The following is a 12,027-nucleotide window of genomic DNA, read 5'->3' on the forward strand; positions in this document are numbered from 1 at the left end:
GGTGAACGAGTCCCTCTATGTGCAACTGCTCGACCTGGCCTGCGGCGCGTTCGTGCTCGCGGCCGTGCTGGTGCTGTGGCGGCGCGACCTGGGCGCGATCGTCCGGCTGTTCGCCGCGCAGGGCTTCGCGCTCGCCGCGCTCGTGGTGGTGCTCGGCGCGCACGACTCGGACGCCGGGCTCGTCGCGGTCGGTGTCGCGGTCGGGGTGCTGCGCGCGGTGGTGCTGCCGCTGCTGCTGCGCCGCGCGCTGCCGGCCGGCGGGGAGGCCCGCGAGACCGAGCCGCTGGTCAACGTGGCCGCCTCGCTGCTGGTCGCGGCGCTGCTGGCGCTGCTGGCCTACGCGGTGACGCGCCCGGTCGTCGCGCTGGAGCCCTCCCCCGCCACGCACGCCGCGCCGGTCGCGCTGACCGTCGTGCTCATCGGGTTCTTCGTGCTGGCGACGCGCCGCCGCGCGCTGGCGCAGGTGGTCGGCTTCCTGCTGGTGGACAACGGGATCACCGCGCTGGCGTTCCTCACCACCTCGGGCGTCCCGCTGGTGGTGGAGCTCGGGGTGTCGCTGGACCTGCTGCTCGCCGTCCTGGTGCTGCGGGTGCTGACCGCCCGGATGCGCGCCGCGTTCGGCGGCACCGACCTCGACGACCTCCAGGAGCTGCGGGACTGATGGCGATTCTGCTGGTGGAGGTGCGGGGCTGATGGGCGTGCTGCTGGTCGTGCCGATCGTGCTGCCGCTGCTGGCGGCCGGTGCGTGCGCGGTCTTCGGGTGGCGGTTCACGGCCTGGACGGGAGCCGTCGCGGCGGCCGGGGTGCTGGGCGCCGGAGTGGCGCTGGCCACGCGGGTCATGTCGCGTCCGCGCACCGGCCTGGACGGGTTCCTGCGCGCGGACGCGCTGACCGCCTACATGCTGATCGTGATCGGCGCGGTGGCGCTGCTGGCGGCGCTCGCGTCCCCCGCCTACCTGGCGGCCGAGCGCGCGGCGGACCACGTCACCGACGCCGACCTGCGCCGGTACGGGGTGCTCGGGCAGGCGTTCGTGGCCGCGATGGCGCTGGCCGTGCTCGCGTCCAGCCTCGGCGTGCTGTGGATCGCGGTCGAGGCTACGACGGTCCTCACGGCGTTCCTCGTCGGGTTCCGGCGGACGCGCAACGCGACCGAGGCCGCATGGAAGTACGTGGTGATCTGCTCGGCCGGGATCGCGCTGGCGTTCCTCGGCATCGTGCTGCTGAACTTCGCCGCCCGCCACGCGCACGTGCCCGCGTCCGGCGCGCTGGACTGGGCGTCCCTGGCCGGGCACGCGGGCGGCCTGGACCCGGGGGTGATGCGGATCGCCGTCGCGCTGCTCGTCCTCGGCTTCGGCACCAAGGCCGGGCTCGCGCCGATGCACGCGTGGCTGCCGGACGCGCACAGCCAGGCCCCCGCGCCGGTATCGGCGCTGATGTCCGGGGTGCTGCTGTCGGTCGCGTTCTACGCCGTGCTGCGCGTCCGGGTGATCGCGGACGCGGCGCTCGGCACGGGCTTCATGCGGACGGTCCTGCTGATCGTCGCGCTGGCGTCGCTGCTGGTGGCGGCCGCGCTGCTGCTCGCGCAGCGCGACTACAAACGGCTGCTGGCCTACTCCTCGATCGAGCACATGGGGCTGCTGGCGCTCGGCACGGCGATCGGGACGCCGCTCGCGCTGAGCGCCGTGCTGCTGCACGTGCTCGGGCACGGGCTGGTGAAGTCGGTGGCGTTCCTGGCGTCCGGGTTCGTCCAGCAGGCGTTCGGGAGCAGCCGCGTGGACGCGGTCCGCGGGCTGCTCGCGCGCGGGCCGCTGGTGGGCGGGTGCCTCGGGGCCGCGCTGCTCGCGCTGCTCGGCTTCCCCCCGTTCAGCCTGTTCGCGAGCGAGCTGGGGATCTTCCGGGCCGGGTTCTCGGCCGGGCTCGGCTGGGCGGCCGGCGCCGCGCTCGCGCTGCTGGCCGCCGTCCTCGCCGCCGTCGCCGCCCGGACGGGCCGGATGCTGCTCGGCGCGCCCGCTCCGTCCGGCCCGGGGGCGGTGGCGTTCCCCGTGACCGTCCGCCCGGCGGCGTCCGCCGCGTTCGCGCTGCTGCTCGGGCTGGCGGCGTGCGCGGCGCTCGGCGTCACCGCCTGGCCGCTGCAACCGCTGCTCGACCATGCCGCCGCCGTCCTCGGAGGCCGACCGTGACCATCCCCGTCTCGCACAGCGCGATCACCGAGCTCGACCCCGCCGACCTGCCCGGACGCGTCGGGGCCCTGCTCGCGTCCGGGTTCCGCCTCGCGCTCGCCGCCGCGCACGAGGACCCCGGCGGCGCGCTGCGCGTGGTCTACCTGTTCACCGCCGCGTCCCTCGACCGGCGCACCGAGCTGCACGTCCGGCTCGACCCGTCCCGTCCCGAGGTGCCCAGCGTGGCGCACCTGTCCTTCCCCGCCGGACGGTTCGAGCGGGAGATGCGCGACCTGTACGGGATCGTGCCGACCGGGCACCCGCTGCCGCACCGGCTCGTCCGGCACCACCACTGGCCGCGCGGCTGGTACCCGATGCTGGACGGCGCGGGCGCGCCGCCGGAGTTCGGCGACGCCGAGGGCCCGTACCCGTTCGTCCCGGTGGACGGCCCGGGCGTGTACGAGATCCCGGTCGGGCCGGTGCACGCGGGCCTGATCGAGCCCGGTCACTTCCGGTTCTCGGTCGTCGGCGAGAGCATCCTGAAGCTGAAGGCGCGACTCTGGTTCGTCCACAAGGGCCTGGAGAAGCTGTTCGAGGGACGGCCCGCCGCCGACGCGCTGCCGCTGGCCGAGCGGGTCAGCGGCGACACCGCCGTGGGCCACGCCCTCGCCTACTGCCTGGCGGTCGAGCAGGCCGCGGGCGTCGAGGTCTCCCCCGGCGCGCAGCGGACGCGGGCGCTGCTGCTGGAGCTGGAGCGCCTCTACAACCACGTCACCGACCTCGGCGCGCTGTGCAACGACGTCGGGCACTCCGTCCTGAACGCCCAGTTCGGGCGCGTCCGCGAGCAGCTGCTCCGGCTGAACGCGGCCACGACGGGGCACCGGCTGCTGCGCGGCGGCGTCCTGCCGGGCGGCGCGGTGCTGCGGGCACTCCCCGATCCGGAGCGGCTGACGGAGCTGGCCGCCGATATCGCCTCGCTGGTTCGGCTCGCGTTGCGGCACACGGTCGTTCTCGACCGGTTCACCGGGACCGCGCCGCTATCGGCCGACCCGGCGCGCGATCTCGGCGTGCTCGGTTACGTCGCGCGCGCCAGCGGCCTGGACATCGACGCGCGGCGCGACCACCCGATCACCGACCTGCGTCCGGCGCTGACCGTGCCGGTGCGGGCGTCCGGGGACGTGCTGGCGCGGTTCGAGATCCGCGCCGAGGAGATCGCCACGTCCATCGCGCTGCTGAAGGACCTGTCCTACGGGACGTCCCCCGGCCTGACCAGCTACTGGCCGCCGCTCACCGCCGCGCCCGGCCCCGCGTCCGGGGTCGGGATCGTGGAGGGCTGGCGCGGGACGATCGTGCACCGGGTCGAGCTGGCCGCGGACGGGACGCTGCGCCGGGTGAAGATCGTCGACCCGTCCTTCTTCAACTGGCCCGCGCTGCCGGTCGCGCTGACCGGCGCGATCGTGCCCGACTTCCCCCTGGTCAACAAGAGCTTCAACCTCTCCTACGCCGGCAACGACCTCTGACCGCGCGCCCCCGGACCGCCCCAGACCGGGCCGTCCGGGCGCGCGTGCCTGACGGACCTCTGACCGGGTCTCGACCAGGGGCGCGCATGGACAATCGCTAGCGGGCATGCTGGTTCGATGACCAGTCCGAGCGTCATCACCTGCCGAGGCCGCCGATTCCATGTCCGGCCCGTCCCGCCGGGCCAGGAGGCGCGCGTCGAGCTGGCCCTGGACGTCCTGATGCCGGTGGCGCGCGGGCTCGACGTCCCCATCGGGGAGCAGGGCCGCGCCACCCTCGTCCTGCTGGAGGCGCTGCTCGCGCCCGACGACCTCGCCGAGCTGTGGAAGATCGCACGCGACGGCGACAACGAGCTCGGCGCGGCCATCCTGCACGAGCTGCTGCCGAGCCTGCTCCGCGCCGCCTCCGGCTAGCGCGCGGGCCGGGGACTCTGGTCCGCTCGGAGGAGGCGGTTCAATCGCTCGGGGGAGGCGGTCAGGTCGCTCGGGGGAAGTGCGCGGGGGCCGGCTCGCGCGATGCTCACGTCCATGATCATGCTGGACGGAGAGCGGCGCGACCTCGCCGGACAGGGCCGGGATCAGGGGTGGACCGCCCGGACCGCCCCGATAGCGGCGGTGTGGGTCACGCTGTACGGACTACTCCGGGTCTACTGGAACCTCGGGCACATGCCCGCGCACATGTCGCCCGTCGACACCGACCTGGTGGCCTTCACCGGCTGGGGCAGCGTCGCCCTGTGCGCGGCGGCGGCGCTGGCGGCCCTCGCGCTCATCACCGTCCCCGAGAGCACCGGGCTGCGGCGGCGCGGGCTGCTCGCCTTCGGCTGGGCGGCGGGCGGAGCCATGGTCGCGTCGTCCGCGCTGTTCCTGTTGGACGTGGTCGGGGCCCTGGCTCCCGGGCTGGGCATCAAGTTCTTCTTCGTCGGCTCGCTCAGCCGCGCCGCCTGCCTGGGCGGCGGGGTCCTGCTCGTCCTGGCGACGCTCTCCTACCAGCGGCGGACGCGCTCGGGGTGCCCGCGCTGCGGCCGCAGCGGCGAGACCCACCGGCCGGACCGCATACCGACCCGGGCGTTCTGGGCGGCCTACCTCGCCGTGGCCGGCTGCCTCGCCCGGATCGTCGCGCAGTACTGCGTGGGGTTCGGCGAGTCGCCGCTGCACACCGCCGCGGCCGTGGAGTTCGAGATCGGGTTCGTGCTCGGCGGCACGCTGCTGCCGCTGGCCCTCGTCCACTCCTTCGGACGGATCTGGCCGCGCTGGGTCCCGTTCCTGGCGGGCCGCCGGGTGCCGCGCCGGCTCGTGCTGTGGCCCGGCGCGGCGATCTCCGGCGGCCTCGTCGTGTACTTCGGGCTGATGCTGGTCGAGATGGTCGTCCAGCGCGCCCAGGGCCACAACCCCTTCCCGGAGTCCGACGGCCCCAAGGGGCTCCACCTGCCCGAGTCGTTCTTCTGGGTCGCCGTACCCTCCTACTGGATCTGGGGTGTCGGGATGGCCTGTGCCTCGATCGCCTACTACCGGCTGACTCGTCCTGGTTGCCGCCGCTGCGGCCGCTGAGGCTTACCAGGTTTCGGCGTCTACGCCGCTGATGGTGATGCGGAGGGCGCTGAGCGCGGCGTAGGGGCGGTCGTGCGAGGTCATACCGCCGTAGAGCGGCATGGGAAGCCTCGGCAGCAGGTCCAGGACGGCGCTCAGGTTCCCCTGCTCGGCGGCCTGGACGAGCAGGTGCGCCGTCGGGGCCTTCCGTTGTGCCGGAGGGGTCTGGCGGATCTCGGCGTAGGAGCGTGCGAGGTCCACCGGCTCGTCCGGTTCGTCGGCCGCCAGGTTGTTGCGGTCGGCCCAGTCGTGCAGGAGTGCCGTCCGTCCGTGGTGGCGGAGGAGGCCCACGACCGTCCATGTGGCGAACCAGTCCTTCGCGTCGCGGAGGACGCGTTCGGCCAGGTCGAACCGGTTCGTGCGGAGCGCGTAGGCGAGGAACGGGACGCCCGCGGTGTGGCGGGGGTCGCCGGTGCCCTCGTCCAGCAGGGCAAGGGCCTGGTCCTCGCGTCCGCCCTCCAGCAGGGCGCGGACGATGGGGAGGCGGAACGACCAGTCGTCCCCGTACTGGCGCATCAGGTCGCGGGCTCGCTCGAACCAGCGGTCGGCGCTCTCCTGGTCGCCTAGCGCGGCATGCGCTCCAGCCGTAGCGGAAGCGGCGTGGATCTGGGCGCCCCATTCGGTCGCGTACCAGACCGGCTCGTTCCACTGGCGTTCGCAGGCTTCTGCGTGGTCGTGGAGGAGGGTGCGGGCCTCGTCTGATTTTCCCGCGGTCGCCAGGAGCATCGCGGCCTCGGCGGCCACGAAGGGGCGGCGGCCTTCCGGCGACGCCTCGACCAGGACGCGCACACCGTCCGGACGGGCCAGCCTCGCGCGGAGGAGAGCCGCCTCGCGGAGCGCTTCGCCCGACCACGGCGAACCGTCCTCGCCGAGCTCCTTGACCGCGTCGAGGAACGCGTCGAACAGGTCGTCCAGCGTGGCCGGGACGGACGGAGGCCATGCGTCGGCTTCGGGTCCCGGCGCGGGGAGGCCCTGGAACGGCTCCAGGTAGCCGCGCACGGGTTCGGCGGCCTGGTCCGCGGCCGTGGGCGCGTCGGGGTAGGTCTCAAGCTCGCCCCAGTGGACGGGCCAGGCGTGGCGTCCGTCCACGGCCCAGGCGAGCGTCGCGGCGAGGTCAGCCTCGCGGCCGGGCGGCGCGATCACGACACCTTCGAGGAACGCGAGCGCCCAGTTGCGCTCGTCGAGCGCGAAGGTGGGGTTCGGGGTGGGCCAGAGTTCCTCGCCGAGATCCTCGTCGTCGAGTTCCATCGGACGTAGCGCGTCGGGTTGGCGCAGAAGAGTGACGTCGCTGATGGTCTCGCCGGTGTCCGCGCGCAGGAAGCGCAGCACGGTCGGGCCGAGCGCCACCAGGACGTCGTCCGCGCCCCAGAGCAGGCCGGTGGCCTCCTTGGGGGCGTCGAACGCGCGCAGGCGTTCGGCGTTCCGGTCGTCCGTCGACCAGATTTCGACCCGTCCATCGGTGGTGAGGCACGCCGCGCGATCACCGTCGGGCGCCCAGGCCCACGCTCCGAGCACCAGGTCGTACTCCGGCGCGCGGACCGCCACGTCGATGTCGTAGAGATGCCGGCCGGCCCGATCCACGATGGCGACGCGGCCGTGCTCGTCCGGCACGACGACGGCCAGCCGCGTCCCCCAGGCCAGCTGGACGGTCCGGTACCGGTCTTCGACGCTCCAGGGAAGGGCGCCGATATCCGCGCCGGTCGCCGCGTCGGCGATGACCAGTTCGTCACCGCGCCGGTACGCCAGGACCGTCTCGTCCGGGCTCCAGACCGCGTGCTGCCCGGTGCCTTCGACGCTCCAGAGGAGTCGGCCGGAGGCGATGTCGATCGAGCAGATCGTCCCGTTGTGGAGGCTTCCGTGCAGCCGGGCGCCGTCCCGGGACCAGAACGGCGTCTCCAGGGCGAACCCCTCGTCGTCCTCGTCCCGGTCTTCGTCGATCGCCGGGATGGTCGCGGTCTCCTCGCTCGCGAACTCCACGATCGAGGCGAAGGTCTCCGAGTCCTCGTCCATCACGTAGGCGCGGAGGCCGTCCGGCGCGAGCGCGAACGGGTCGGGGCGTCCGTTGTAGGTGAGGCGGACGGACGCGGCCGGCTCGGTGTCCTCGCCGAAGGGGTCCCAGATGCCGATGTTGCTGGCCGCGTACTCCACCGCCAGGCGCGTCTCGTCGGCGGACCACTGGAGCGTCCCGCCGTATCCGGGCCATCCGATACCGCCCACGATCCCGTCGATGACGTTCACGCACCGCCCGGTGGCCACCTCCCAGATCTGCAGGGTCGCGCCGGCCTCGTAGTCGTCGCCGCCGAAGTCGCCGACGGCCAGGTAGCGCCCGGACGGGCTGAGCGCCTGCGCGCTGATCCCGGACCGGTGCACATCGGGATGGCGCAGCACGGCTCCCCGCGCGCTGACCAGCTCGACCGCGCGCCGGTGCGCCTCCCCCACGCCGTGCACGCGTTCCAGCTCGCGCAACGCGTCCCGCAACGCGGGAAGGTCCCGCGCGGGGTCGAACTCCGGCGAGTCCAGCGCGTCCAGAACGGCCTGCTCCGAGGTCCCGATGATCTCCATGCCGGACGATGCTAGGCCCCGCCCCCGACGATCTTCCGGCCCTTCCACACAAAGACCACCTCACCTGCACCTAGGCGCACGGACGCCGCCTAAGACGTCCTAGGACACCCGAATAAGGCGTCGTCCCCATGTGCCGGCCGGGGTCTTAGGGCGAACCTTTAGATGTCGCCAGGGACCTGCCGACAAACCAGAAGGAGCCAGACCATGTACCACCACTCGTTCGCCCAGGGCATCGCCTCCCAGCGCGTATCGGCCCGCCGCTCCGAGGCCAAGGCCGCGCGCCGCGCCGCCAAGGCCAAGGCCAAGGCCCGCCAGCGGTGACCCCCGCGACCAGGCGGCCCGACAGGAATCCCCCAACGGCCGTCCTCCCACCCAAAGGCCCTCGCCACCGACCCGGTGGCGAGGGCCTCTCGCATTACCGACGAATGCGGAACCGCCGACGGCCACGTGCGTCACTGAGGGTCGCACTGGCCGCGGTGATGAACTCGTCGAGTGCCGCTTTGGCGCGGGTCCCGGCCTCGTCCACCTGCTTCCTGGTGTCGGCATGATGGATCGACTCCGCAAGAGCGAGTGCGCGTTCAGCGCTCTGCGTCAGTTGCCGGTCGTCAGAGACGAGCCGTAGGCGGAAGAACTCTTGTTGAGCGGCCGAGCGCAGTCGGTACGTCTCGTTCCTGGCCTCTAGATGTGCAGGCCCCTCCGGCTCCTGGAGGCGGCGGTGGACGCGGTCGTACTGCGCGCGGCGATAGTCCATGATCGCGCCGGCGAACGCTCCGTAGGCCGCCAGCCGGTCCTCGCGGAGCTGCCGGTCGCGGGCCATCTGATCTGCTCGCTTGCTGGTCCGCCGCTGGAAGCCGTCGGTCATCGCGGAGCCGCCCAGTGTTCCCGCGACCGCGATGAGACTCGTAATGGTGTCACTCACGTCGCTTAGGCGCCGGACGAAAAGCTTCCGTTCCGCACTGCGGCGGGCGGCTTTCAGGGGCGGGCGCGGAGGGTGAGGAGGTGGGTGGCGGTCAGGGCTATGGGGCGGGTCTTGTCGGTGGTCAGGGCTTTCAGGGTGGCGGTCGCCTTGGGGCCGGGGATGTCGGCCAGGGCTTGGAGTAGGCGTAGGCGGGTCGGGTGGTCGTGGGGTTCGGCGGTCAGGTGGGTGGTGAGGGTTTCGGCTATTCGGTCGGCTTGGGTGGGGGTGGCGGCCACGGCGCTGAGGGCGTCGGCCGCGTCGGCGTCGTTGGTGGCTTCGAGGATCATGTCGATGAGGGTCGGGATGGCCTCGGGGACGCCTCTCGCGCCGAGAGTCAGGGCGGCTTGGCGGCGGACGGTGATGTCGGGGTTGGTCAGGGCGTCCTGGAGTAGCGCGTTGGTGTTGGGGATTTCGGCTATGGATTGGACGGCGCGTTTTCGGACGTCGGCGTCCGGGGAGTCGAGGCCCTCTGCTAGGCGGGGTAGGGCGGCTTTGCCTGTTTGGGCCAGGGCCCAGCGGAGGGCGCCGGCCACGTTCGGGTCTGCTTCGTTCAGCGCGGCTTCAGCCAGGGCGTCGGGTGGCACGGGGAATGGGGAGAGGGCGGCGCGCTGGCGTTTTCCGGCGCTTTCCGAGTTCAGGGCTTGGAGGAGGGCGACCATGTGGAGGACGTCGTCCCATTCGGCGGGTTCGGTGGCGCTGATCCGGCTCAGGCGCGTGAGCAGCTCGGTTTCGGCGGCGATGCGGTCGCGGGTCTGGCGGATGAGGTCGTCGACCAGGCTTGAGGGCTTGAAACCCGGGTCGTCCAGCGCGGACGCGACCTCGCGCAGCGAGAGGCCCAGGGAGCGCAGGCTCTCGATGTGGAAGATCCGGCGGATGTCGTCGCCGGTGTACTCGCGGTAGCCGCCGGTGGTGCGGCCGGACGGTTTCAGAAGGCCGAGCGATTCGTAATGCCGGAGCATGCGCGCGCTGACGCCCGAACGCCGGGAGACTTCGCCGATCAGCATCGTCATTCCTCCTGGCCTAGGGCGACGAGCCGCTTTGCTTCGTCGATGGCGAACTCGAAGCCGGAGTCAGGGTCGCGCATGAGCTGTTGCGTGGCCATCGCGTGTTGGCGGACGCGCGGATCGGCAGAATTCAGCGCGGATGGTTCGATCGGCTCGCCCAAGGCGACCAGCGCTCGGCTCAGGCTCAGCTGGGTTGCTCGGTCGCCGCGTCCCAGTTGCGTCGTCAGCACTTCGGCAAGGTCGGAGGTTTCGGACTCGGGGCAAGGACGACAGCCGCCCGCCACGCGGCCCGTGCCACCTCGTCGTCGGGGTCGGTCAGGTGCGCGCGGGTGATCGCGGGCCAGGCGCGGCGGTCTCCGATCTTGGACAGGGTGTGCAGGGCCTGACTCCGCGCCTGCGGCCGCGGCGAGGCCAACTCGTCCATGAGCCGGGGGACGGTCTCGGACGGCGCGTGGCGGGTGAGCGCCCACGTGAGCATGTCGCGGACGAAGAACTCGGGCTCGACCGCGCTGCGCTCGATGAGCTCGGCAACGAACCGCGGGTCCGGGTTCGTCCCGACCGCCATCGCCGCCCGCAGCCGCACGGACGCGCTGCGGGCGCGCAAGGCAAGGATCACGTTCTCGGTCATCGGGACCACCTCCTCGCCACAGTGAAGAGCTTGTCACCGTGGCAAGGTCAAGCGCCCGTCAGGGGTGGAGGGTGGGCCGGTAGACGAGCTCCTGCGTGCGGCCGTCCAGGGTCCGCGCCTCGATCAGTTCGAGGTCGAAGTCGTCGGCGCCCTCGAAGATCCGGTCGATGCCCGTCCGGCCGGTGATCACGGGGAAGACGGTCACCTGGACGCGGTCGACCAGGCCGGCGGCCATCAGCGTCCGGTTCAGCGACAGGCTGCCGTGCGAGCGCAGCGGCACGTCCGACTCCTGCTTGAGGCGCGCGACGATCTCGACGGCGTCGCCGCTCGCGACGGTCGCGTCCGGCCAGTCGAGCGGTTCGCGCAGCGTGCTGGACACGACCGTCGCGGGCAGGTTCCGCATGCGGGTGACCCAGGGGTCGCGGGACTCGTGGTCCTCCGGGGTCGAGGCCAGCATCTCCGCGAACGCCCGGTAGCTGGTGGCCCCGAACACCATCCGCTGCGCCTCGCCGTACTGGGCCGCGCGGTGTTCGAGCAGTTCGGGGCCCTGCTTTCCCCAGTAGCCGCCCCAGTCGGCGCCGGGCCCGGTGGCGCCGAAGCCGTCGAGGCTGGAGAAGACGTCGAAGGTGTAGGTCGCGGTCATGTTCCCCCCTTGGTGCGGTCCATCGCGTGTCTAAGACAGACTGGCCGGACGCTCGGGATTCATCGCTCTCCGACGCGGCGTTTCGGCCGGTGAGCTGCGCGGGTGGTCAGATCATGCGGCGGAGGGCGGTTTCTACGGCGTCGGTGAGGGGGTCGCCTTCGGTTCGCGGGTGGCGGGCTAGGCCCAGCTCCATCTCCGGCAGGGCGGGCAGGGCTTCCGGGGTGTGGCAGGCCAGGTCCGGTTCGACGTTCGCGGGCATGAGGGCGGCGACGCCGAGGCCGGCGCGGACGGCGGCGAGGACGCCGATCAGGCTGTTGCTCTCGAAGGCGACGCGCCAGCGCCGGTCGGCGCGCTCCAGCCCGTTCAGGACGGCCGTCCGCCAGGCGCACGGGTTCGAGAACAGCACCACGGGGAGCGGGTCGGCGGTCAGGTCCACACTCTGGCCGACGGCCCAGACCAGCGGGCGGCGGACGGTCCAGAGCGGCGGGCCGGGTAGGTCGTGCACGCCGTCGAGGACGAGCTGGACGCGTCCGGCGTCGTAGGCGGCGCGCATCGCGGACGAGGAGACGCTGAGCACCTCCAGCGTCGCGCCCGGGTGCAGCCGCGCGAGGTCGGCGAGGGCCTGCGGGAGCCGGGACGCGGCGAGGTCTTCGAGCAGGCCGACGCCGCAGTGGCCGGTGAGCGCGCGCCCGGCCTCGGTGAGGGCCTGCGCGGACAGCGCGAGGATGCGCTCGGCGTACGGCAGCAGTTCCTCGCCCGCGCGGGTCGGCCGGACGCCGGACGGCGAGCGGTTCAGCAGCGGACGGCCGACCGTGCCTTCCAGCTTGCGGAGCTGCTGGCTGAGCGCGGGTTGCGTCTGGCCGAGCGCGGTCGCGGCGCGGCTGATGCTGCCCGCCCGGACGGCCGCGACGAACGAGCGGAGCAGAGCGATCTCCAGATCCCTGGCCATAAGCATCCATTATGCCCGCT

12 protein-coding genes are annotated in these 12,027 nt (G+C 72.9%); 5 read left to right on the forward strand and 7 right to left on the reverse strand.

What is annotated here, in order from left to right:
* Position 1: 1 nt before the first annotated feature.
* From FHU30_RS38800 to FHU30_RS38820, 5 genes are all read left to right on the forward strand, one after another.
* Positions 2–661, forward strand: coding sequence for a hypothetical protein (locus tag FHU30_RS38800; protein WP_253882598.1), 660 nt, complete (start codon positions 2–4; stop codon positions 659–661).
* A 31-nt stretch (positions 662–692) separates the two neighbouring features.
* Positions 693–2,180, forward strand: coding sequence for a proton-conducting transporter transmembrane domain-containing protein (locus tag FHU30_RS38805; protein WP_253882599.1), 1,488 nt, complete (start codon positions 693–695; stop codon positions 2,178–2,180).
* A complete protein-coding gene (locus FHU30_RS38810) occupies positions 2,177–3,679 on the forward strand; it encodes a hydrogenase large subunit (protein WP_253882601.1) in 1,503 nt (500 codons plus the stop codon). The genes FHU30_RS38805 and FHU30_RS38810 overlap by 4 nt, the downstream gene beginning before the upstream one ends.
* Positions 3,680–3,796: 117 nt before the next feature.
* Positions 3,797–4,090, forward strand: a complete 294-nt coding sequence (locus tag FHU30_RS38815; RefSeq protein ID WP_253882603.1) for a hypothetical protein — start codon at positions 3,797–3,799, stop codon at positions 4,088–4,090.
* Positions 4,091–4,204: 114 nt separating this feature from the next.
* Complete coding sequence (locus FHU30_RS38820) at positions 4,205–5,224, forward strand: hypothetical protein (protein ID WP_253882605.1); 1,020 nt, start codon at positions 4,205–4,207, stop codon at positions 5,222–5,224.
* Positions 5,225–5,227: 3 nt separating this feature from the next.
* On the opposite strand, the gene FHU30_RS38825 is transcribed toward FHU30_RS38820, so the two are convergent.
* From FHU30_RS38825 to FHU30_RS38855, 7 genes are all read right to left on the reverse strand, one after another.
* Complete coding sequence (locus tag FHU30_RS38825; RefSeq protein WP_253882607.1) at positions 5,228–7,825, reverse strand: WD40 repeat domain-containing protein; 2,598 nt, start codon at positions 7,823–7,825, stop codon at positions 5,228–5,230.
* A gap of 415 nt (positions 7,826–8,240) precedes the next feature.
* Positions 8,241–8,687: a plasmid transfer protein KilB gene (gene kilB, locus FHU30_RS38830; protein ID WP_253882609.1), complete on the reverse strand. Its 447-nt coding sequence runs from the start codon at positions 8,685–8,687 to the stop codon at positions 8,241–8,243.
* 110 nt (positions 8,688–8,797) lie between these two features.
* Positions 8,798–9,787 (reverse strand): HEAT repeat domain-containing protein, encoded by a 990-nt coding sequence (locus tag FHU30_RS38835; RefSeq protein WP_253882610.1) that lies wholly within the window; start codon positions 9,785–9,787, stop codon positions 8,798–8,800.
* A 2-nt stretch (positions 9,788–9,789) separates the two neighbouring features.
* A complete protein-coding gene (locus FHU30_RS38840; RefSeq protein WP_253882612.1) occupies positions 9,790–10,017 on the reverse strand; it encodes a hypothetical protein in 228 nt (75 codons plus the stop codon).
* Positions 10,011–10,415 carry a HEAT repeat domain-containing protein gene (locus FHU30_RS38845; protein WP_253882613.1) on the reverse strand — a complete coding sequence of 135 codons (405 nt, stop codon included), beginning with the start codon at positions 10,413–10,415 and terminating at the stop codon, positions 10,011–10,013. Before FHU30_RS38845 ends, FHU30_RS38840 begins: the two co-directional genes overlap by 7 nt.
* A gap of 58 nt (positions 10,416–10,473) precedes the next feature.
* The gene (locus FHU30_RS38850) at positions 10,474–11,058 is read right to left on the reverse strand and encodes a dihydrofolate reductase family protein (RefSeq protein ID WP_253882615.1); all 585 of its coding nucleotides are present in this window, start codon (positions 11,056–11,058) and stop codon (positions 10,474–10,476) included.
* A gap of 106 nt (positions 11,059–11,164) precedes the next feature.
* Positions 11,165–12,007 (reverse strand): LysR family transcriptional regulator, encoded by an 843-nt coding sequence (locus FHU30_RS38855; protein WP_253882617.1) that lies wholly within the window; start codon positions 12,005–12,007, stop codon positions 11,165–11,167.
* Between the last annotated feature and the right edge of the window lie 20 nt (positions 12,008–12,027).

It is taken from the genome of Actinomadura rupiterrae, assembly GCF_024172125.1.
Classification (GTDB): domain Bacteria; phylum Actinomycetota; class Actinomycetes; order Streptosporangiales; family Streptosporangiaceae; genus Spirillospora; species Spirillospora rupiterrae.